Below are 22,303 nucleotides of genomic sequence, written 5' to 3' on the forward strand. Positions count from 1 at the left end.
GGTATCTATCTGATTTTTCATGAGCCAATAAGGTCAATAGAGGCATTCTTCGTGAAAAAGAAGCGAATGTTTTCATTGCTGAAATGCCTAGCTCATGGTTTGGCCCGCCAGCGGCTGCCGTCGGCGTGAGTTTCAATGAATTCATCGCTCAGCAATTCCGCAATCGCAGCATTCCAGTCATCTGCTGCAGCTCCGCATCCAACCAAAATGGCCTGCTTGGCAAACCATCCTGTATGTGCTTCGAGCCACGCCAAAATCTGGTCAGATGACTTCTCACCCCATTGATTGCCTTTGGTCGGCGTGGATGCTGATTTCTCCAGGTGAACCGTTGAAATTCCGAAATCGAGTCCCGCTTGATGGTACGACGACGTCACCTTTGCCGGAGGCGCTTGACGTTTAACGGCCTTGGGGGCACTACTGCGTGCTAAGTTTCCGTGTAAGCCAGCGGCAACTTCTTCCTGATAGCGCTGGCGATTCAGCTCAGATAGCCGTCGCAGCACGTCGACGCGCGCAGTCTCCGAGATGGTGAAACGGACGCGATCGTTTTCCGGCAGGTACGGTACTTCGTGGAAACCGTGTCCGAGGTCAAGATCTTCCCAGCCGTATGCGCATGCGACAGCGGCATCCATTTCTCGCTGCAATTCGCGCAGATTCTTGATTCGAGGATCATGTTCAGTGTCGGTATGGAAGCGGTTGTAGAGTTTGGTCAGGCCGATGCGATCGGTTCGCATGATTTCAATGCGTGCCTCGTGCAGCCGTTCTCCCAGGCCATCAAGAGAGTCGGTTGATGCTCCGCTGAAACCTTCAGGGAAAGCAAACGGTTCGAGTGCATCCGTCTGGCTGTATCGCAAATCGCTCTTGAGGCGAGATGCGTGCTGCCATGCGAAGACGGCATGGACGTTGGATTGCAATAGCGCGAAGTCCCTCCCTCGACCGAGCGAGAAAGCGACAGTCGCATCAGAGAACACGATGTTGGAATCGACGAACGAGAACGCCAGCGTCTTGCTGACGCGCGTTATTGCCAGCACTCTCGCTGGCTGGCGCCGACTGGACGACCAGTCATCCGGGTGACGCTCGAAATAACGACCACGACCGATCGCATGGTAAAGACCTGGACGCTTTTCACCGAACTGCCACCAACGCTCTGGTAGTGGCTTCCGAAGAACGAATTCGCCGCGTTCGTTGAGACGCTGACGCTCCGGCTTGACCCGTTCTTCGATCCGCTGCCAGGGTAATTTGTATTTTTGTGCGCGCTCCTCTGGCCAATCCCAGAAATTGATCACCCATCTGCTTGGGCGCTGCTCAGGGTCTGAGTTGAGGTCATCGCCATTGATATAGGGGAAGATCACTTCGATATTTCTGGGATCTGCATCCAGCATTCGACGTGCTTCGTCAGGCGAAAGCACGAAGCCCATGCCCAGCACGATTGACCCTTGATACGCCAACCCCTCGTTCGCCTTCAGTCGTTCTGGGCTCCACTCCTCACGATCGGACAGGAAGGCTGATATAAAGGGAGTCGGTCGCCCGAGCAACGAGCGTTCGCCCCGCCACTCGCCCTTGTGTACATGGACGCGACTGGTGATGACCGCTGCTTTTCCGGGCCAAGGTTCGTTCGGGTAGGCTGCGTGGATGGCGGCACCTGCACCCACCATGGCCTCCAGGCCGACCTGTCGTGTATCACCTTCCGCAATGGTATTTACTGCGAGTAGCCCGAAACCGCCGCCATCACGCAACAGGGCCCATGAACGCAGGAAGAAATAGGCGACCAGATCGGCCGAACCGCGCCGCCCGTCAGCGATATGCGCGACCAGCCAATCACGGAAGGCCGTGCCCGCGACGCCAGTGATTCGCTGCCCGCCCAAAAATGGTGGATTGCCGACCATGCCGTCGAAGCCACCGCGCTCGCGAGCGAACACCTCGGGAAACTCCAGTGGCCAATGGAAAGGTTGGCGGGCTGGTTTGTCTGCGGGCAGATCGGTCGAGAGCGTGAGTATGGATCGTCTGCGAATGGCATCAAGTGAATCCGGGCTACCATCAATAGCTTGGCCTGCCAAAATTGCAAGCGATGCAAGTACAGTTTCTATGGCAGAAGTATTGAGTCCTGTTGCGAATACATCACCGATAAACGCATCAGCGATGCTTTCCGGCACTTTGAGTCTTCGGCGAGCATCCGCATCCAGATTTGCCATGGCTTCCACATCCCGGATATCGCGGATGGGCATCTCGCGTAACTGCTGCCGCAGTTCGATGGCCTCGCGCACTGCCCGCTCAATGTTCTGGCCAAACAGACGTAGCTGCCCTTGACCGGTGGGGTTCGTCGCAAGCTGGGTTAGCTGATCTAGCCGATGAATGCCCAGCAGGCTATTACCGCAGCGCAGGTTGTGATCTAGGAAACCAAAAGGGCGGCCTTTGGCCAGCGTTACCAGCCAGATTGAGAGTTTGGCCAGCTCGACTGCCAACGGGTTCAAATCGACGCCGTACAGACAGCGTTCGGCGATGAGACGACGCGCGATCACCGTGCGTGCTTCGCTGTCGCGCGGCAGAGGCTCCTTGGCAGTTCCTGCTTCCAGAACCTCGCCATCCACGCTCACGGTTCTGCCCGTTGCCTCGACCAGTGACCATGCCTCGACGAGGCGATCAGAAAGCCAACGGCAGGCTTGCACCAGGAAGGCACCCGAGCCCATCGCGGGATCGCAGATCTTGAGGTCGAGCAGTTCAGCGGGTGATTTCAGCGCCCATCGATCGCGCGGTTCTCCCTCGGCTGGTCCGACATAGGCCACCGGCGTGAGCGTCTCGGCGACGATCGCTTCGGTCAGCGATTTCGGGGTGTAGTGGGTGCCGGTTTCGCGTCGGTCAGAACCGGTGGTTACGATGAAAGCGCCAGCGGGATAGACCAGTGGATAGCCCCATGGGTCGGTACGCAGCAGATGTGCATAGGGTTTGACGCGATCGCGCAGCTTGGTGTCGCCCTGGCAAGCAGTCAGCAGGCGATCGGCCAGGGTGTCGTCGACGGGTTTGGCCAGATCATTGCGCACCCGGCTGGCAGAACTGCCAGAGCGCTCTTGCAGTAACTCAGCCAATCGCGCGGCACCATCCAAGCGTGCCGAATCCAGCTCGGCCAGTTTGATCCACGGCGTCTTAGCGCTCTTGGTGGCATCCAGTTCCAGCGTGACTTCATCGGTGCGTTTGACGGTGCGTTCGAGCAAACCCTCGTACACGTAGCCGATCTGTTCGACATCCAGTGCGCGGTAGGACAGCGTGCGGCCCTGGAATTGCTGGATAGCCTCCAGCAACAACAGCACGGTGCGGTTGTCGATGGGCAGCGGTGTGGCCGCATCAGTACGCCAGTTCGAGCCCTTGGCCCGGCCTTCGAGGAAAGGGAAACGATCCGGATCGAACAGTGATCCGCCCAGCGCTGGGAGACGCAGATTCTCGTGTTCGATGCCGCCGAACACGGCGCGGAAGATCGCCAACAGGCGTGACCAGGCGTCCCAGCGGCGCTCGAGGATTTCCTCGGATTCCTTGCGCAATTGCATGCGCAAGGTGGAGAGCGCGTAGTTGGCTTCGTAGCGCTCATCGCCCATCAGGAGCAGGCCACGCTCCTCGGCGGAGAGCAGGAACACCAAGCGCATCATCACTGTCAGCGCGGCCTCATACAGCTCCGGCTCCTTGACGTCGTGCAAGAGCTCTCGATTGCGATCCTGATCGGCTTTGTCGAGGGTCTGAATCAAAACCTCGACGGCGCGGCGTACTTGCTCGCCAAGGGCGTCGGTGACTTCGTCCTGGAATTTCAGGGAGCGATCGAACAGCGCAGGCAGTTGTTCAGATTCGTCGACAAAGAAACGACGAATGCCGAGCAGGTGTACGAAGGCCTGCAGGGTGATGGACTCTTGGCTCCAGATGCGGGCATACCAACTGGCAAAGGTTGTGACCGCACCGACTGGGGCATCCACCAGCATCCAGCGTTCGCCATTGGTCACCAAGCCGAGGCGGCAGCCCAGCGCGCGGCACATCTGAACCATGCGATCGGCGGGTGTGGCGGCCCAGCCGTTTTGCTTCAGGGTGGCATCAAGGTCGACATCCTGCGCATAGGTCTGGATCAGCAGCAGCGGTTTGTTGGCGCGTTGCTCATCTACTACTGCAAGATCGGGCGACAGCGTCACGCCATGTTCGGGCAAGCTGGCTTGGAGGTTAGCGGCGCACCAATCGGCCCGCTTGAGAACGTCGCCTTTACCGTCTTCATCAAGCTCAAGGCCTCGCGACAGAACTTCGTCGATCCAAGCCACGTGTAGCTCGGCGAACTGCGCGTCTTCCAGCTCCAGCGCTTCGCGCCATTCCTCGTAGGCTTGGCGCAGACGTTTGCGCTTGGTGGCATCCAGCTCTTCCAGCCCTTGCGGAAAGGCTTCCTTGAGAACGGGAACTGCGAGGAAGGGGCCAGAGATCTCGACCAGCGATAGCCAATCATCATGCACGCTGGGAGCACTCATGCGGCACCTCCATGAACGGCAGATACAGGCACCAGAAAGATCACGGCGACCGGGAAGGTGCGGTCGTTGAGTTTGGCGTAACGGGTTTCGATGGCTTCAGCCTCCTGCTGGCGCTCGGCCGGAATGCGGGCAAGACGCGCTTCCAGTGCGGCGGTGTCGCGCCTGAGCTGTGTTCGTTCGTCTTCGGTGAACAGGGAAAGCTGCGCCGGTTGCTGGTCTTTTTTCAGTTCAAGCTGAATGGCCTTCTCAAGCTCATCAAGCACGGAGCCAATGTCAGCCACCTCTTGCTGCTTGCGGGATTGCAGTGTGTTGGTCAGGAACTTGAGCCGGTCTTTTGAACGGGCGTCTATCGCTTGCAAGATGGCGCTCTGCGCACGGTCGAAGCGGACGCGGATGGCATCAAACAGAGAGTCTGCGGCGGTCAGCGGCTTGGCTTGATCCAGCCATTGCTGGACTTTGGTGACGCCTTCTTCGCGGCGGAATGCTTTGTCGCCCAGATAACCACCGGCTACCGTCAGTTCTTCGTGAAGGCGATGATGATTGCCGCCAGTGACGACCAGCCGCGAGATGACGACCACGGCAGGCCCGTCGATCAGGGCGTCTGGCACCGAACGCACGGTGACGCGATGCAACTTCTTCACATCGTCTTGCGCCCAGACCTCGGCGCGCAGCAAGCGCAGGCACATCTGCACCAGTCGGTGGTTCAGGTGAACCAGCACCACGTCGTCACGTCCGGTGGCGACGGCGTGATCAAAGGTGATAGGCCGGATTTGCAGTGTGTGGGGGTGGCGCAGACCCTCAAGGCAGCGCGCCCACGAGCCCGACAGCGCGGGCATCTTGAATACGGTTCCTGCCGGGGTATCAGCCAAGGCAAAGGGCTCAAGCGGCGGACGGCCTGCCAACACAAGACCCGTCTTGACCGCCATCAGGATGTGCTCTGGCGTGAGGTGGAAATCCTGCTGCGTGGTCAGGAGCCGTTCGTGCAGCTTGGCGACGCGGTCTTTCAGTTCACGCTCGGCGCGCACGAAGCGGCGGGCCTTGGCAATCTTGGCTTCAGCGAGGCGTGTATCGAGGTCTTTGAGCGAGCCTTCGATCAGCCCCGACATTTGTGGCGCGATGACTGGGTTGACGCTGCCCATGTCAGCCCGCATGGATTCGAGTTTGCGCAGTGCCCGGATGATGTCGTCGCCGTGACCGCCAATGGTTGCTTTGCCTTGTTCTCCGCCATCGACGGGGTGCCAGATCAAGACCTCTTTCTGGCGCTGACCGTGCCGGTCGATACGGCCGTTGCGCTGCTCCATCACGTTGGGGTTGTATGGGATTTCCAAATGGATGAGGCAGTTACAGTGATTCTGCAAGTCGATACCTTCGGACGCGGCATCGGTGGCCAGCAGGATGCGCACCGCTGAATCCTTGGGCGAAGTCTGGAACGCCGCTTTGATCTTCTCGCGTTCATCCTGCGGCATGCCGCCATGGAGGATGGCCAGTCGATCACCACCGAAACCGTGGCTTGCGAGGATCTCGTGCATCCACTGATGGGTGGTGCGGTATTCGGTGAACAAGATGACCCGACGATCATTCCACTGACCGTCAGTCTTGAGATTGGTGGTGAGCCAGTCGAGGACAGCCTTGGCTTTGGCATCGACCTGGTTCTTGGCGGTCTGTGCCCACGACCGCAGTTCGTTCAGCATTTGTTGCTGCTCTGCTGTGAGCGGTTGCGCACGACGTGAGGCCTCTTCGACGGCCTCGGACTGTGCGTTTTCGACCTCCTGGTCGTTGGCGTAGTCTTCTTCGACCCGCAGGATGGCTTTGCGCAAAATGCGGTCGGCCATCGCATCCTTGTTATTGCGCTGGCTGCCATTGGCCAGGCTGGCAACGTGCTTCTCAAGGGTGGATGCGAAAGCGGCGGGAGAAGAAAAGAGCCGCTTCTTGAGCAACTGGTTGACGAACGACGTGCCGAATGCATTGCCGACCTTTTCGGCATCCTGCTCGCGGCTCGCGCAGTAGTCGTTCAGTGTTTGGTGAATGGCGCGCTCTTGTGGGGAGTACGAGGCCGGCAGCGCTTGCAACTTGCGCTGTGCATAGAGCGGCTTGCCTTCGGCATCGACCAGATCGCTTTTGAGGCGGCGGATCATGACCTGACCTAACTGTTTTTCATCGGGCAGGATGTTTCGAGCGAAACGCTGGTCGTCCAGCAACTCCAGCAGCGAAGTGAAGGATTCGGTGTAACCGTTGTGAGGGGTGGCCGTCAGAAACAGGCGATGCTGGAAGTGTGGACTGATGGAACGGATGAAGCGTGTGCGCTGGCTCTCCAGCGCGTAGTTCGCACCGGCAGCCGGGGCGATGTTGTGTGCTTCATCGACGACCAGCATGTCGAACTTGCGCGGGTAGCTGGTGTGTGCGGGCAAGACGTCGCGCATGGCGCGAAGTCCTTCGCCGCTCTTGACCCAGTCCATGGACGCGATCAGACGTGGATGGGAAGTCCAGGGATTGGCATGGATGCCGCGATCGCGGCGCAACTGCTTGATGTAGGCCGTGTCGACAACCCGGAAATCAAGGCCAAACTTTTCCAGCATCTCGACACGCCACTTTTCTTGCAGCGATGCGGGGCAGATGATCAGGACGGTGCGAGCACGGTGCCGCAGCAGCATCTCCTGGATGACTAGACCGGCCTCAATGGTCTTGCCCAAGCCGACGTCATCGGCGATGAGCAGATTGACGCGGGCCATGTCAATCGCGCGTACCAGCGGGTCAAGCTGGAAGTCCTCAATGCTGACGCCGCTGCGGAAAGGAGCCTGCAGAAAACCTCGGTCGGCATTGGTGGCAGCACCCCAGCGAACCGCATCAAGAAAAGCGTCGAGGGTGTTGGAGTCATCCTGGCCAGTAATTGACGGCAGACCTGCGCGCTCAATGATTTGCGCGCCGGGCTCAATCTCCCAGATGACCTCAAGCTCCTCACCTAGGCCATCTTCGTCGATGGATGAGAGGGTCACCGCATTCTGTTGCGCAGAGGTTGATGTCAGCTTGGATGAGGCGACCTCGGCAACGACCCACTGGCGCCGCCTGACCTCGACCAACTGCCCAGGTTCTGGGCGGGCCCGGTAGGCCTGGCTATTCTGTGCGTTCGAAATTTCCATGCGGTCTACCGTTTTCCTGTTCTGTGGGTTCTATGCGCCCCAGCTAATAGCCGGGGCGGCATTTATCGGGTCATGGTTGTGGCGCAATCGCGGCAAGATGGGAATTGATGCTGCGTGCGATCGCGCGACCAAGGTCCACAGGAACGGCATTGCCGATCAGGCGCCCCAGTACCTTGAAGCTCACCTCACCGTCATCGGGAATGAACGCGTAGTCACGCGGGAAGCTCTGAATGATTGCCGCTTCCCTCAAGGTGATCGCGCGATCTTGTTCTGGATGCCCAAACCGGCCATTCCCGAACCCATAGCACTGCGTCGTCATGGTGGGGGCGGGCTTGTCCCACTCCATGCGGCCATAGACGCCGGGGTAGGTCCTGCCGCTTTCTGCACGATGGCAGTCAGCGACGAGATGCTCCGGCCAGTCGCGCCACGTTCCGCCAGGCTTCGATACCTTGATGCGTTTGAGATTCTTTTCTGACAAGGTAGATGAAACGTGCAGCTTGTCTCTCGGTGCTGCTTCACCTGCGCTCAGTGCGCGCAGGCGACCAATCGCCTGTCTCACGGTTTTGGGCTTATCGATCGTAGGTTCGATCATCCTGATATCGCCATGCCTTGATGCCAGCAGCACCATGCGGCGGCGAGTTTGTGGCACGCCGTATTGCGAGCTGTCGACGACATCAAACCAGACATTGTAACCAAGTCGCTTGAGCGTGTCGACAAAGTCGTGAAACACCTCGTGCTTGGCAACGGTCGGGACGTTCTCCATCGTGATTACATCTGGCCGGGTGCCTTTTGCCAAACGAGCGAACTCGTACAAGAGCCCCCATTTGCCGTCCTTTCCATCCAGCTCGTAGCGTTGTGCATAGGTGGAAAAAGGCTGGCAAGGTGCACACCCTGCAAGGATCTTCAAATCGGCATCGCCGAAAAGCTGATTCAACTCAGCGGTGGTGACTTTGCTGATATCTCGCTCTACAAATTTGGCGCTGTTGTTAGCCTCATAAGGAAAACGGCAGGCGGGGTCCATGTCGATGCCTGCAACGACTGGCACGCCTTCGAGCACGAAGCCATGCGTCAGCCCGCCAGCTCCACAGAACAAATCAACACAAGAAATTTTCGTCATTTCAACAATCCTCTTTTCGTTTCGACCGCAGTATGAGGCGGTCGAAACCCGTCGATAGCAAGTCAATCATTCTTTGCCTCGACCTTCGTTTTCTGCTGCTCCACCAGAGCGCACCCACTCATCGACTTCCTCAGACTTGAACTTCCAAAGTCGACCGATTCGGTGAGCAGGCATATTCCGTTTACTGATCCAGGCATAAACGGTGTCCTTGCTCACGCCGAGGTACTCGGCGATCTCTTCGACCGACAACCAGCGATCTGACATGGCAGGGGTTTCCATCAAAAGTCGGAATAAGGGCAGCTTGCTAATGATTGCACAGATTATGCTCGCAGTAAATCCGAATAGATCGGATTTGGCATGATTGGGTGCGGTTTGATGTGATTGAATGCTGTGGTGCGGCTCAGTCCGGGCGGTGCTCGTCTTCTCTTTACGTGGACACCAGCGCAATTTCAGCTTCTCGCCGTGCCATCAGCCCCGGCAGTACCTTCCCGCCGCCATAGACCCACCGCCGCAGTTCCTGACCTGCAGCGATCCAGTCTCGCTGGTTCACTCGCCGCCGCAGCGTCGACGTCTGCAACCGCCCCGCGCCGAGGTTGAACGTGAAGTCAACGATGGCCGCGAGCCGCTCCTCCGGTTCGGTGGCCAGCACCGGGCAGTAACGCAACGTGGCGGCGAGTGCCGATTGGAGATCGCGCGCCAGATAGACCTCGGCTTCTGCCTCCGTGATCGGCGCGTGCTTGGGGTCGCAGAGATGGCCGTAGCCAATCGTCCAGAATCCTGCCGGACACACGTAGGGGACGGCGGCAATCTCCGTTCCGCGCTTCACACGCCTTTCAAAGCCCTCAAAGCGCTTGGCCAGTTCGATTGCAGACTGCGGCACCATCACGACCTCACCCGGTCGAACACGCGCCCCAGGAACCAGAAGTTCAGCACCCCGGCCCACAGCGCCTGATCGGCCTCCGTCCAGGCATGCAGGATGGCGGTTCCCCAGCCAGCGCCAGCAGTCACGGCTGCCGCGAAAGCGGCCGTCTTGGCTGCGCAGTACAAGGCCATGAACCAGTAGGTGATGACGGGGCGCACGCTGATCGACAGGGCATCGGCCCAGCGAACCCCAGTTTTCTCGCCCTGTGTGCGAACGGCTTCGCGCAGGGTTTCGATGGCCCCGACGTTCCACGCGGCATCGGCACCCGCGCCGATTTCCGACATGCGTTGCGCGCCACGCAGCTTCTCGAACTCCAGCGCCTTGTCCTGCATCGCCAGTTCGTGGCCACGCTCGCCTTTGCGGTCGAGCCATTTGAGGATTTCAGGTGCGAGACGGAAGGCCCCTCCGAGGAGACCACCGAGCAAGGTCTCGATCATTGCGGGCCTCCCATCAGTTTCAACTTGATGGCTGCGCCAACGAGCAGTGCTGCCAGGATGCCGGTGGTGATGACCTTGACGGTGGTCTGCCAAGCCGTGCGACGGGCATCACGCCAGGCTTCCAGCAGGTCGCGTAGTTCGCGGATGTCGCGTGCGGCGTGGCCGTTTTCCAGGCCAAGGTGGGTCAGGACACGTTCGGCTCCGCGTTCAGCGGCGCGGTCCAGCAGTTCGTCGAAGTCCTCGCGACGCAAGAGGAGCATGTTCTCGACGAGCGCAGGCTGTTGTTGTTCGGGTTCGGTCATTGGCGGTCTCCAGAAATGCGAAACCCGCCCAGTGCGTGAACATCTGGGCGGGTTTCTGGTGGGTACGAATTTGGGAAATCAGATGGCGAGGCCTGCGCTCCAGCCGGTGGTCTTGTAGGCCGAGAGCTTGGCCTCGTCCTCGATGTAGCAAAGCCAGCCGATCTTGGGCGAGTGGTACTCCCAGGCATCGGCAATGCGCACCGCGATCTGATTGGTTTTGCCTGCCCACACTCCGGTGGCGGCCGCAGGCACGATGTAGCGGTCGCCGTTGGCGGGGCTGGCCGGTGGCGTGGTCAGGTCGCGGTCTTTCACGGACAGGCCGACCACCGCGCCGAGGCGCTTGAGGTTGGCGTCCATGCCGGTATCCCAGCCGCTCTCGCCGAGCGTCCAGCCGTAGTTGAGTCCAAGGTTCGGATCGGTTGATGACATGGTTTATCTCCAGAGATTCGATGCGTGGCGAATACGCCGGACTGCTTCCGGGTCGCCGGTGCGATGGCTTTGCTGCGGGTGCTGTCGCCAATGCCGCCCGACGATGGGCAGGTACAGCACGCCGCCGCGCTTGGCTACGAGCAGGGTCAGCAGCCAGTCGGCGAAGTTGTTGAGGTCGGTGGTTTCCTTGAGCACGGCTTCGACGATGGAGCGCCGCATCACGATCAGGCCGTGCACGTGGCTGGCGCTGTTGGCGTGTTGCCAACGGCTGTAGGCCAGACGCCGCACGGCGATGTCCTGGCCGCTTTCGTCGGTCAGTGCTTCGTCGGTGTAGGCCATCACGGCCTGCGGGCAGGCATCCAGCGCATCGGCCAGTTGTGTGAAGGCACTGGCTTCGTACAAATCGTCGGGATCGACAAAGGACACCAGCGGCAGCCTGCCTTGTGCGTAGCCTACCGCGCGTGCCTCACCAATACGGCCCGGAATGCCGGACAAAACGTGCAACTGGATCGGTGCGTCCTCGAGGCTGGCGATGCAGGTCACCCGCCATTCGGCAGGCTCGTTCAGGGTGAGCAGATGAACATCAATGCGTGCTTCCATCACACACCTCCCCAATACTGCCCCCAGCGCAGGCCGTAGCCCGCGCGATCCATGATCCGCACCTGCGGCTGCCAGCTACTCAAACCATCGCGCACGGCGCTGATCTCCGCCGTGATGCGGTCGCCCAGCGCACCGGCATCCAGCGCGGCCACTGCTGCCGTCCAGATGTAGGCGGTGCCGAGCAGCCCCGTCTCGGTACGAACCAGCACGTTGTTGCGATTGCGGATGTGCACCGTGTAGGTCACGCCCAGTTCTGGCCCGATATCGCCCTCGTCTTGCTGCACGAGATAGGCGGTCTGCTGTGTGCGGTCGCGATGGGCCCACGCGACGGTGATGTCACCGGCCACTACGACAGGCTCGGTCTGGCCATTGAGGCGGATACGACCGGGTGGATACGGCAAAGCCTGCCGACCAGCCAGCACCATCGGCTGCCCATTGGCAGCCAACACAGGATCGCCCTGATCGGTCGAAGTGCGAGGAATCGCGCCCACGAACACCGATTCTCCCGGGGCCCGCTCCGCGCCTTCGGATGCCAGCCATTCGCCGACACCGATCAACCGAGTCCCCGGGGCATGTGCTTGGGGTGTGGTGTCGAGCACGCCGCGTGCGAGATCGATGGTCGCGTTGGCAGCATCAAAGGCCAGGACGGCAACGGCCTCTGCAATTGCCCCATTGGCCGCCACCAGATAGGCGTAGTCGCCCACGGCCAGTCTCTCCGGCTGGCTGATGGCCGTCACCGGAATACCAACGGCATCAACCTCGCTCGCAGGCAAAACGGCATTGAGCGTGAGCAGTGGCGCGTAGTCCTCACCCACGACGGCAGCGAGATCGCCGCTCGTAGCACCGGTGGCCAGTTGCCAGTTCAGTTGCCCGGTACCGCCTGCGGCCGCCAGCGCGCCGAGATAGGTGTCTGTGTCGGTCAGGTACGCGAGATCGGCCCGCGACAAGCGCCGGGCCAGTTCCCAATACGGCACCTCGACGGCCAGCACCAAGGCGGGCGGCAACGGTTCGATGGTCGGCTCCTCGACGTGCGGTGGCGGGGGCGACAGCACGGTGTTGCTCATCCCGAACACATCTTCCATGGCTTCGATGCGCCACTCGGCCGCGCCCAAGATGCCGGTGTCGATGCCGGTGACGCGCACCACCATCTGATCCACACCCAAGCGCGGCCAGTTCAGCAGGAACACATCACCCGGCAGCGGCGCACGCTCCAGCGTGTCGCGTGCCACCGTCAGGCTCATCCGAGCCAGGGGCGAACCCAAGGCGCGCAAGTCACGCAATGCCAGCCGCGCGGCCAGTGGCCCGTAGTTGACACCCGGGTAGTCGCGGCGTTGATTGATCACGCCGCCTTGCAACTGGATGGCGGCCAGGTTCTCGACCGTGACGGCAGCATCACCGCCGGTCTGCCAGTCGGTGTAGACCACGGTCAGTTCATTGGGCAGCTCGCCCCACTGGGCACGTTCGAAGCGTTCCAGCCGCACAATTTCGTCAGGCCCCAACTGTGGCAGGCTGTCGATCCAATAGTCGTCGCGCAGCAGCTTGAGCTCAAACGTGCCTTGCTCCGGGTCGGTGTAGAGGATGCCGCCAATGTGGTCGATGACCTGGCCGATGAAGCTCTCGATGGGCTGCTGGCGCGTCCAGATCAGATTGAGGCCGAAGCCCTCGCTCGACAGGGCCCACGCTGCGTTCCAGAAACTCCAACCGATGGTGCTCTGCGGATAGCCCATGCCCCAGTGCGGATCGGTGAGGCACTGCACCAGGATGTGCGCCGGGTTCATGCCGACGCTGATTTCCTGGCCTTCGTCCTCATCCCAGGTGCGGACTTCGGCATTCCACTCCATCCACGGCGCATCGAACCAACCCGCCGTGAAGCGACGCACCCGTACCGCCCATGGCTTGATGTAGGGGTTGTTGGCCGCGAACAGGATCTTGCGTGCCACCAAGGACAGCACGCCCCGAAATGCCGGAATGGAACTGCCGAGGCGGCTCATCAGATAGTCGTTGCGTCCTTGTCCGGCATGACCAGAAAGCACATCGATGGTGCCGACCACGCCGCCTTCGCGCTCGTCGCCGCCAAACAGCGTGGGCTTGTTGATCGAGAGGCTGGTCAGGCCATGCCCGCTGGACAGCGGCGCACGGTCGGCATCCCCCCACGCGGTACGGTCTCCCATCTGGATTTCCTGCACGGCATCGACGGGACCTTGGCACAAGGCCAGATGCAGCCCCATCCGGTAGCGGTAGCCGACGGTTTGCTTCTTGCTGCTACCGCCCATCAGCCGTGCTCCCGCTGGCTGGATCGATTGCGGGCGTGTTCGACCACACGTTGTGCCATTGCATCGCCGGTGGCCAGCAAGGTTTCGGCGTCACAGCCATCGCGCAGGAAGGCCCGGAAATCCAGATCGTGACGCGCGAACCAAGTGCGCGTGCCGTTCACGCACAGGCCCACGGCGCGCACGTGATCGATGGTGATGACGGTCTGAGTGGTCATTTCTTGCCACCTTTCTTCTTGATCGGGTCGGCCTCCAGATCGCCGTACCAGACGACGTTGGAGCCACGCAGCAGCACGGTGCCGAACACGACGGGAATCGGTCGGCCTTCTTCTGCGGTGGGGGCATCGACGTCAGACAGGGACGCCGGTTTGGGTTCGGGCGGTTTCGGCGCGAGCGCGACCGAAACCAGCGCCGCCACCACGATGACGACGAGGTACCACATGGCGATTTCTCCAGGGATTCAGAACACGCCCGTCGAGAACGGGTTTTTGCTCGGGATGGTGGGAAAGCCGCCGTAGTTGTCGAGGTTGCCGAAGCGCGACTCGCACGTGGCCGTGCTGTGATCGCAGCCAACCGTCAGCAGCACCTCGGTGCCGACTTCAATGGCCACCGGATAGAGCAACTCGACGCCACCACCGTAGTCATTGACGATCATGTGGCGGGCACCTTCCGGGGTTTGCAGCCAGCCACCGGCCAAGCCACCACTGACGCTGCCGGGCGTGCCACCGTCGAGATCGACGTTGCGGCCATTGCTGTTGCTCACCAAGGCGCTGGCAGAAATCGGTGAGGCACCACAAGCAGCCGAATACAGCACGTGGGAACACTTGCGGCTGTAGAGCCGCCGCAACCCGATGCGCTTGAGACTGACTTGCGCCGACTCGCAGCGAACGCGAGCCACATCGTCAGCGACTTCGACGCCCAGCACCCGGCCCATCCAGCGCGTGCCAGAGATCCACCAGTAGTCGCCCCAGGTATCACGCCGTCCGATGCGCAGGGTGATCGAGGTGGTGTCGCCGGTCAGCGAGTTGGCGAGCAGATGGCGCACCAAATCACAGTTCGGCGGCAGTTTCAGATCCAAGCCAGCCTTCGCAGCTTCAGCACCCAGCGCCAGTTCGTTGCGTTCCAAGGCCAGGCTCTTGTAAAGATTGCCGTCCAGATCAACGTCGAATTCGTGCGGCGTCAGATAGAACTGCGCGCTGTTGCTGGCGAAGGCGTATAGCTCGACTTCCAGCAATGGGTTCTGGCTCATCGTGCTTACTCTCCCTCGTAGGTTTGACGGTCATTTCCGCGTGGTTCGGGCAACTGGCGCGCGGTCAAGGTGATCTCCAGCACCGTCGGGCTGTGCCAGTACAGATCGACTGCGTCGTGATCGAGGCGGCAGCGCACGAGGCGAATGACGCGGCTGCCTGCGGGCACCCAGTCGTCGAGACCCGAGCGCAGCACCAGCACACCGCCTTGATCCAGATGGCAGGTCGCCGTCAGGGCGTACTGCCGATAGCCGTCTGGGTACACGATCAAGCAAGCGGCGGGGCGATGCCAAAAATCCGAAATTCGCGCGGAGATGTCTTTGCCATCCACGCGTAGGAAGCCATCTTCGGGATCTGCTTCGACGTTCACCCACAGGATCGGAGCCAAGCCATCGGGCAGCCAGAAGGCCTCCAGACGGCCTTGGGTGCGCCACAACCGCGCCCGCCAGATTTCGATTTCATCGAGTGAACTGGCCAGATAGCGCCGCTGCAAAGTCGTCGTCGCCCACGGATCGTCCCGGCGCGCCCACGGATCTGCAGGCGAGAAGTCTTGGCGGGTGATCGTGGCCTGCGCGGCGGCTGTCGGATCGTCACGCCAGTTGCCATCTGGCCAGACCGGGATCTCGTCGAGCCATGGGTCATCGAGAACATCCTGGTCGGGCAGTGGCGCAGGTTGAATCTGTGTGGGGATGTTGCCGCCGACCATGCCAGGCACCCACTGGGTGAGATCGACCGGGTCGATGGCCTTGCCCCACACCAAAGGCATGATGGTGCTGCCCACGGCTGCGGCGCGTGCCAACGGTTCCGTCAGCCACAGCAGATCGCTTTCCACATCGCTGAGTTGGGCGATCTGCCAGCCATCGGCGGCGATGATCAAAATCCAGCGGCCATTGCTCTCAGTCTCCTGCCAGCCCTGCACCCCGTCGTAGGTCAGATGCACATTGGCCGAGAGTGGCCCGAACTGTCGCCCGTCAGACTCCGTCACATTGAGTGCCAGTGCGCCACGTTCGCAGGACTCGGTCAGGTGCACCGCGTACTGCGGCAGCGGCCACAGCGCCATTTGACCGAGATGATCGGCCAGCCAGTCGGCCACCAGGGCATCGGTCTGTCGGGCGTTGCCCACCTTGTAGATGAGCCAGCGCCGAGGAACACGTCGGCGTGCCTGACGGGATTCGTTGCCACTGGCCAGCCGCGTGACGCTGGTCTGCCACTCCAGCCGTTCCACGAGGGGCTCCATCCAATCGTGGCGGAAGGCAAACACGCCGCGTTGCGCATCCGGCCAAGGCTGATCGCCAAAAGCATCCATACCGGTGGCGACGATGGCGCTTGAGGCCGTATCCCGGCGCAACACTTCGACCAGAAAGGTCGGTGCATCGATGGGTGGCCAAGGGCCTGCCAAGGATTCCGCCAGCAGACTGGCCGCCAGATTGGGCGGCAGCGGAGCTGCAGCTGTTTCCGGCGTGAAGCTGGCTGCGCTCGCCCCGAAGGTGACGCGCGAGAGCACTTCACCCTGGAAGGCGGGCAGTTCGCTTCCAGGCGTCGGCTTGCTGGAAACCTCCGCGAGGTCTTGAACGACGACGCGATCCGTCATGCCGACTCCACGCCGAACTCAGCGGCATTGAAGGCGGCCTCCGTCCACTGCACGTTGCCGTTTGGATTACGCTCGAACAACGTGCTCTGCCAGGCCAGTTGCTCCTGCAGAATGATGTCGGTGCTGACGGCGCTTTGCGCACCACTGACCACGAGGCCTTTGACCTTGCCCAGACCGGCGTCGGTCTTGCGGGCCAGCATCGTGAGCTGGACGCCGTAGATGGCGGGCGTGGCCATCACCGGCAACGGCTCGACATCGAAGGACTGGCGCAACCCCACGTTCGGCGCACTGATCGCCGTGGCCTCGTCCTCATCGCTCACGGCTTCCCACGCGGCAGTACCGACCGGGCTGGCCGTCCACTGGTTCAGGCTGCCATCGGCCTGTGTCTGCAAGGCATCGACGCGCACATCGCCGAGAAAGGTGTTGTTGATCGTGCCGCTGGTGTCGGCGATGTAGAAGTCGTCGACGTCGATGGTGAGCGGGCAGTTTTGGCCAGGCACTGCACCCACGAATGCCGTGAGCAGTTGGCCACCGCCCTGGATGGTGTTCTGCGCAGTCATCTGGATGGCCAGGATGCCGTTGATGCGCACTGACAGAATGCCGTTGCTGGTGCCTTGCGTGACCTGCAACTCGATGTAGTGCCAGCCGCGCGCCGGAGCGCTGGCGACTGAGACAGAGATCAACTGGTCATAGCCGTATTGCCAGCGGTAGAGCTTGAGCCGACCGTCCTCGCCGATTTTCACGAGATGCGCCACCTGAGAGTTGGCATCGCGCACGCCCAGGAGCAGTGGCTCGGTGTAGGTGTTCTGGTACGGCACCACGCGAATGGCTGCCCCGACGATCAGGCTGGTTTTGGTGACGTCGAGGTTCTTGACGTAGCCACCCCCCGAACCTTCCGGCAAACGCAGAGCATAGGAGGACGGGCGACGGCCATTGATCCGGGTGGCCTGCGGCGACAGATACGCTGCCTTGCCTCGTGCCAGCCACGGATCGCCAAAGCTGTCCACGGCCTGTGGGTCGTAGTGATCGAAACCGTCGATGAACAGAAGTGCCATTGGACTTTCCTCTGAAAATTCAGCCTTGCAGCGCCGCACGGATGGCCCGTGCATTGCGTCCGATGATGTTGACGATGACTTTCTCTCCGGCAGGCGACTGCAGGTGGTCGTGGGTCACGCCCGGATCGACCGCGTTGACGATGCGCACCGCCTGATTCACCTGCGGCTGCGCGGGCGGCACTTTCACCTCCGGTACCAGCCCGCCCGCTGCGAAGGCCAATTCGCCACCCTTGAAACGTGGGCCTGCCGACAAGCCGTTGAGCGAATCGAGGAAGGCCACACCGACCTGGCGCACGGCGGCCGCCCGCACCACGTACTCGCCTGCGGACAGACGCGCCGGGATCGAATCCGACGTGGCGCTACCCGGGCCGGAGACCAGACCGCCACCCGCGAACTTCTTGATGCCACCCAAGAGCGCCATCACAGCGGCGACCATGGCTACCATCGCGGCCACCGCGAGTGCCGGGCCAACGTAGGGAATGGAAGCCTGCGACGCCGCCGCCCCGGCTCCCGCCTTGGCTGCATCCATCGACACCACGGCGGTGGTTTCGGTGGTCTTTTGCGCGACCTTGGCGGCGCTGGCCGCTGCATCGACGGTCTGCTCCTGCTGGATGAAACCGAGCTTGAGCGCCAGCATCCGAGCCTGCATGGCGATCCACTGCTGAAACGGCTGGATCACGATCTGCTGCAGGAAGGCATCGGCCACTTGCTGAAAGATGCTCGCCAAGGCACTGCGCCAGGTCTGCGCGCCGGTGATCATCCCGTTGAGCGCACCGCCGAAGCTCTCGCCGATGCGATTCCACAGCGGGGCCATTTCATCGACGGTGAGCTTGGTGCGATCCAGCTCGTTGCGCCACGCCTGCACGCGAATCACCGCATCCGGCCCGATGGCCTGCGCGGCTTGCTGCATGGTCGGCAACAGGCGCTCCATCTCGGTGGCTGATTGCTGTTGCAAGGCCACGATCTGCTGACGCGCCTGTGCTTCGGTTAGCAGCCCAGCCTGCTGCTGGGTCTGAATGGCCTCCTGCGCATTACGCAGACGCTCAGTGACTTGCCGCCACTGAGCTTCAAGCGCAGCCAGATTGGCCTGTGCAGCCTTAACATTGATCAGCCGATCAACGAGCGACACGCCGTCGACATCGCTTTCTGCCGCCAGTCGCGCCCGTAGATCGCGGTAGCTGCGCTCAATGGCTGCTTGCCGGTCGGCATCCGTGGCGGTGCCGGTGATCTGGGCCAGTTCCTCACGAGCCTGCGCCAAGGCATCGGCCAGTTCACGCTCGGCTTGTGCCGCCTTGCGCGCATTGGCCTGCTCGATGTCCGTGCGCCGGTTGTTGAGCGTGATGAGGTCAGCTTCCGCCTTGGCGACCTCGGCCTTGGCTTTCAGTCGGTCGTTTTCCGATTTGCCCGTGGCGGCGACTTGCTGACTGCGGGCCAGCTCCTGCTGCTTGCGGGCAATCTCGGCATCGACCTCGCGCTGTTCGAGGGCAGTTTTCTGCGTGTAGTAATCGCGCACCGATACCAGACGGTCTTCGAGCGCAGCATCCAGCGCAGTTTGTTGCCGGTTCAGACCGTCCTTGAGCAGCGCGAACTCGGCGTCCAGCTGCGCTTTCATCAGCGTGGTCTGCGCGCCGGTCGTGTCCTGCGCTGGCTTGACGGCTTTGGGTTTGGACAGGCGTTGAAGCAGTTCCGGATCGGCCTGGATCTTGGGTGCCTTGACCTCGATGGGCTTGGGGTCGAACAGGCTGTCACGAAAGGACGCCAGTTCATCCAGCCGTTTGACCAGATTGCCCTTGAGGTCGGCAATGATGGTCTTGGCCCCATCGGTGTTGCCCTTGAGCGCCTCGACCGCCGCCGCCACACCGGCACCAATGGCCTCGCCCAAGGCTACGAAGGCCTTGCCAACGGTGGCGGCACCCAGTGCCAGGGTCTTGAGCACCAGCACCACGCCATCCAGGATCGCGCGCAGTGTGCCGCCTTGCTTGGCCGACTCGACCATGCCACCGGCCATATCGTTCAGGGCGGGCAGCAAGGACGCGATGATCTGGTTGCCGATGCTGGTGGTGGCCAGTTTCAGCTTGTCGAGGGCATCGTTGAAGTTGCCCGCCTGCGCTGCAGTCTCACTACTCATCTGCACGCCGAGCGCCTGCATCTCGGCGGCGAGCTCATTGATGCCGTCGCGCCCCTGATTCAGGAACGGGATCAGCTCGGCTCCTGACTTGCCGAACAGTTGCACGGCCAGCGCGGTTTTTTCCGCGCCATCGGGCATGGCCTTGAAGCGCTCGGCCAGATCGAGTAGCACCTGATCGGTGGCGCGCAGGGTGCCGTCCTGGTTCTTGAACTCGACACCTACGGCGGAGAATCCGCGCGCGGCATCTTCCGACCCAGTCGCGGCTTCCAGCATCGTGGTGGACAGCTTGCGCAGCCCCTTCTCGAACGATTCGCCGGACACACCGGACTGTTCGGCTGCCGGTTTCCATACCGACAGGGTCTCGACGCTGACGCCGACGCGTTGCGACATCTCGTCCAGCGCGTCGCCAGTGTCGATGGCCGATTTCACCATCGCGGTCAGACCGGCCACGGAGACAGCCACCCCGAGGTTGGCCAGCACGCCGTTAACGCTCTTGGCGGTGTCTGTGAGGCCACCCAGGCCCCGCTTGATCGAGTCGAAAGCGGTCTTGGTCTGGTCGACGGCACTGATCAGGATTTGGGCACGATTGCTTGCCATCAGACTTTGTCCAGTTCTTGTTGAATCGCCCGAGCCAAGGCAGGCAGTGCGCGTTGCACGCCACCCGCCAGATTCAGTCGTCGTTTGAGATCGACGCGCTTGACCAGCACGGCGATGGGAATCTCCTGGCCACGCTTGATCTGCTTGGCCCCGGTACGACCACGCTCGGCACGCTTGAAGCGGCCCAGCTGCCCGGCGTTCTCTTTGATGTTCTCGGCCATCAGCAGCACGCGTCCGTTCTTCTCGATGAAGAAGGCATTGCCCGAGCGCATCAGGCCGTCAAGGACCGCCTTGAAGCGCTTGGGGCCGATGCGCCCGGGCAGCAGCGGTATCAGCAAATTGCCGCTCACCGTGCCGCCTTTTTCATGCAGACCGAGCCAAGGAATCTTGCTGCCGACCAGCAAGGCGGGCAGCAGTTCTGGCTTCTTGTCGAACACCTTCACGCCCATCGAGGAGATGAAGCTGTTGCGCTTGACGGTGAAGGCACTGCGCATCTCGGATCGCGCCGCATCACGCACTTCACGCCCGCCCGATTGCATGCCCTTGGCGACAGCGGTGTGGATGGCACGACGCCGCTCGGTGCTCCACGCCGCCAACTGGCGCGGGTCCAGCAAGCCGGTGGTGGTGAGCGAGAGGCGCATGGGTCAGTCCTTGAGCAGATCGCGTTGCAGTTGTTCGATGCCACGCTTCTCGCCCTGGGCTGCCACGGCGACCACGCCGAGCAACTGGGCGAGTTGTTGTCGCTCCAGTTGCCCGTCGGCGTCGAGAAAGGCTTGGGCTTGCGTGAGCGTGTAGCCCATCAAGTCACCGAGGCGGTGCCCGGCGCGGATCAGGCGGGCGACGGCACTGTCCCAGCCGAGGTCGTCAGTGAGCGCAACGTCGGCGCGAGTCGCTGGGCCGCGCCCTGAATCGCCGGGACGACGTGCGCCACGAAAAAATCCGCGTTCACCTCGAATACGGCGGCGGCCAGTCGTACGGCGTCCTCCAGCGACAGGTCGTTGATCCACGCGCGTTCACGCCGGGTGGTGACCGCCAGCAAATCCAGCACGGCATCGCCGTGCCGTCCCAGCAGCGCCATCCAGTCCGGATCACTGGTGATTTCCTCGGCCAGCGGGCGCACCACGGCCAGCAGCCGTGGCAGCTCACCCAGCCGGATCGGCGTCAGTTCCAGCGCGGTGCCGGACAGCGTCACGACCACAGGCTCAGGGGGGAAGGTCTTGAACCCGTCCATCACAGCAGCACCAGACGGCCGAACTGGCCGAGATCACCGCCGACTGGCTTGGTCAGATCCGCCAGTACCTGGCCCGACAACTCGAACTTCAGCAGTTCGTCCGTGATGATCGAGAGTTCCTTGGCCGGGTTGATGGCCACGCGGTACAGGTCGATCACTACCTCGCGGTTGCCGTCGGCGGTGTTGAGCCCCTCGAAGCGAATCCAGCGTTCGGGCAAGGGCTGGGTGAACATCGCCGTGCTCTGCGCCGCGCCATAGGCGTAATCGACGTTGAACGGCTCGGTGTACGGACCGCCCGACGTGGCATCGAGCACCACCAGTGAACCGTGCTTGGCATTGACGCTGTACTGGCTGACCGGGAGCGTCTTGGGCGTGGCATCCGAGTCTTGGATCTGCACGGCGGACACGTTTTGCATAGCCAACGGATACAGACTGCCCGGCGTGACAGGGTTGGGCAGTAGTTCGCCAGTCACCGTACCGGGGGTGATCGTGGTCGTGGTGCCATAGAGCGCGAGCGCCAGGTTGGTGGCGATCAGCTCTTCCAACGTGCAGGCGAACTCGCCTTTCTTGGTCTTGATGAGCTGCAGATCGGTGAGGCGTTGGCCCGACTGCGCTTCCTGGTGCTCGATGGTGTCGACCGACAGCGACACCTTCAGCTCGGGCACGTTGCCAACGAAGGTCAGCCCAGCAGGGTTGCCGAGTTCATCACGTGCGCCGATGTAGACGCGGCCTTGTCCGGAAAAGTAAGCCATG

Annotated in this window: 20 protein-coding genes; all 20 read right to left on the minus strand. The window is 61.9% G+C overall.

Annotated elements, in window-relative coordinates; translation table 11 throughout:
• Nucleotides 1-92 precede the first annotated feature (92 nt).
• Nucleotides 93-4,487 carry an Eco57I restriction-modification methylase domain-containing protein gene (locus OU995_RS22720; RefSeq protein WP_267832416.1) on the minus strand — a complete coding sequence of 1,465 codons (4,395 nt, stop codon included), beginning with the start codon at nucleotides 4,485-4,487 and terminating at the stop codon, nucleotides 93-95.
• Entirely contained in the window at nucleotides 4,484-7,624 is a 3,141-nt protein-coding gene (gene drmD / locus OU995_RS22725; RefSeq protein ID WP_267832417.1) for a DISARM system SNF2-like helicase DrmD, read from the minus strand. Before drmD ends, OU995_RS22720 begins: the two co-directional genes overlap by 4 nt.
• A 70-nt stretch (nucleotides 7,625-7,694) precedes the next feature.
• The gene (locus OU995_RS22730; RefSeq protein ID WP_062794230.1) at nucleotides 7,695-8,741 is read right to left on the minus strand and encodes a DNA cytosine methyltransferase; all 1,047 of its coding nucleotides are present in this window, start codon (nucleotides 8,739-8,741) and stop codon (nucleotides 7,695-7,697) included.
• Between the two features lie 66 nt (nucleotides 8,742-8,807).
• Nucleotides 8,808-9,005, minus strand: a complete 198-nt coding sequence (gene mads1 / locus OU995_RS22735) for a methylation-associated defense system helix-turn-helix domain-containing protein MAD1 (protein WP_015471944.1) — start codon at nucleotides 9,003-9,005, stop codon at nucleotides 8,808-8,810.
• Nucleotides 9,006-9,168: 163 nt separating this feature from the next.
• The gene (locus tag OU995_RS22740) at nucleotides 9,169-9,624 is read right to left on the minus strand and encodes a lysozyme (RefSeq protein WP_062794231.1); all 456 of its coding nucleotides are present in this window, start codon (nucleotides 9,622-9,624) and stop codon (nucleotides 9,169-9,171) included.
• Entirely contained in the window at nucleotides 9,624-10,100 is a 477-nt protein-coding gene (locus OU995_RS22745) for a hypothetical protein (protein WP_062794232.1), read from the minus strand. Before OU995_RS22745 ends, OU995_RS22740 begins: the two co-directional genes overlap by 1 nt.
• On the minus strand, nucleotides 10,097-10,402 hold the full coding sequence (locus OU995_RS22750; protein WP_020200523.1) for a DUF6127 family protein: 306 nt from the start codon (nucleotides 10,400-10,402) through the stop codon (nucleotides 10,097-10,099). The genes OU995_RS22745 and OU995_RS22750 overlap by 4 nt, the downstream gene beginning before the upstream one ends.
• 78 nt (nucleotides 10,403-10,480) lie before the next feature.
• The gene (locus OU995_RS22755) at nucleotides 10,481-10,831 is read right to left on the minus strand and encodes a DUF2793 domain-containing protein (protein WP_267832423.1); all 351 of its coding nucleotides are present in this window, start codon (nucleotides 10,829-10,831) and stop codon (nucleotides 10,481-10,483) included.
• 3 nt (nucleotides 10,832-10,834) lie between these two features.
• A complete protein-coding gene (locus OU995_RS22760; RefSeq protein WP_267836343.1) occupies nucleotides 10,835-11,431 on the minus strand; it encodes a hypothetical protein in 597 nt (198 codons plus the stop codon).
• The gene (locus OU995_RS22765; RefSeq protein ID WP_267832424.1) at nucleotides 11,431-13,704 is read right to left on the minus strand and encodes a phage tail protein; all 2,274 of its coding nucleotides are present in this window, start codon (nucleotides 13,702-13,704) and stop codon (nucleotides 11,431-11,433) included. The genes OU995_RS22760 and OU995_RS22765 overlap by 1 nt, the downstream gene beginning before the upstream one ends.
• Nucleotides 13,704-13,919, minus strand: a complete 216-nt coding sequence (locus tag OU995_RS22770) for a hypothetical protein (protein WP_267832425.1) — start codon at nucleotides 13,917-13,919, stop codon at nucleotides 13,704-13,706. Before OU995_RS22770 ends, OU995_RS22765 begins: the two co-directional genes overlap by 1 nt.
• Nucleotides 13,916-14,143 (minus strand): hypothetical protein, encoded by a 228-nt coding sequence (locus OU995_RS22775; protein ID WP_009521704.1) that lies wholly within the window; start codon nucleotides 14,141-14,143, stop codon nucleotides 13,916-13,918. The genes OU995_RS22770 and OU995_RS22775 overlap by 4 nt, the downstream gene beginning before the upstream one ends.
• A gap of 18 nt (nucleotides 14,144-14,161) precedes the next feature.
• Nucleotides 14,162-14,950: a DUF2163 domain-containing protein gene (locus OU995_RS22780; protein WP_267832429.1), complete on the minus strand. Its 789-nt coding sequence runs from the start codon at nucleotides 14,948-14,950 to the stop codon at nucleotides 14,162-14,164.
• 5 nt (nucleotides 14,951-14,955) lie between these two features.
• On the minus strand, nucleotides 14,956-16,539 hold the full coding sequence (locus tag OU995_RS22785; RefSeq protein ID WP_267832430.1) for a hypothetical protein: 1,584 nt from the start codon (nucleotides 16,537-16,539) through the stop codon (nucleotides 14,956-14,958).
• A complete protein-coding gene (locus tag OU995_RS22790) occupies nucleotides 16,536-17,594 on the minus strand; it encodes a hypothetical protein (protein WP_267832431.1) in 1,059 nt (352 codons plus the stop codon). The genes OU995_RS22785 and OU995_RS22790 overlap by 4 nt, the downstream gene beginning before the upstream one ends.
• 19 nt (nucleotides 17,595-17,613) lie before the next feature.
• Nucleotides 17,614-20,319: a phage tail protein gene (locus tag OU995_RS22795; protein WP_267832432.1), complete on the minus strand. Its 2,706-nt coding sequence runs from the start codon at nucleotides 20,317-20,319 to the stop codon at nucleotides 17,614-17,616.
• The gene (locus tag OU995_RS22800) at nucleotides 20,319-20,960 is read right to left on the minus strand and encodes a DUF6441 family protein (protein ID WP_267832433.1); all 642 of its coding nucleotides are present in this window, start codon (nucleotides 20,958-20,960) and stop codon (nucleotides 20,319-20,321) included. The genes OU995_RS22795 and OU995_RS22800 overlap by 1 nt, the downstream gene beginning before the upstream one ends.
• Before the next feature lie 3 nt (nucleotides 20,961-20,963).
• Nucleotides 20,964-21,119 carry a hypothetical protein gene (locus tag OU995_RS22805; protein ID WP_178087138.1) on the minus strand — a complete coding sequence of 52 codons (156 nt, stop codon included), beginning with the start codon at nucleotides 21,117-21,119 and terminating at the stop codon, nucleotides 20,964-20,966.
• Between the two features lie 29 nt (nucleotides 21,120-21,148).
• A complete protein-coding gene (locus OU995_RS22810; protein ID WP_267832434.1) occupies nucleotides 21,149-21,550 on the minus strand; it encodes a hypothetical protein in 402 nt (133 codons plus the stop codon).
• Nucleotides 21,550-22,302, minus strand: coding sequence for a hypothetical protein (locus tag OU995_RS22815; RefSeq protein WP_267832435.1), 753 nt, complete (start codon nucleotides 22,300-22,302; stop codon nucleotides 21,550-21,552). The genes OU995_RS22810 and OU995_RS22815 overlap by 1 nt, the downstream gene beginning before the upstream one ends.
• Nucleotide 22,303: the final 1 nt, after the last annotated feature.

This window comes from Roseateles sp. SL47 (assembly GCF_026625885.1).
In the GTDB taxonomy this organism is placed as follows: domain Bacteria; phylum Pseudomonadota; class Gammaproteobacteria; order Burkholderiales; family Burkholderiaceae_C; genus Roseateles.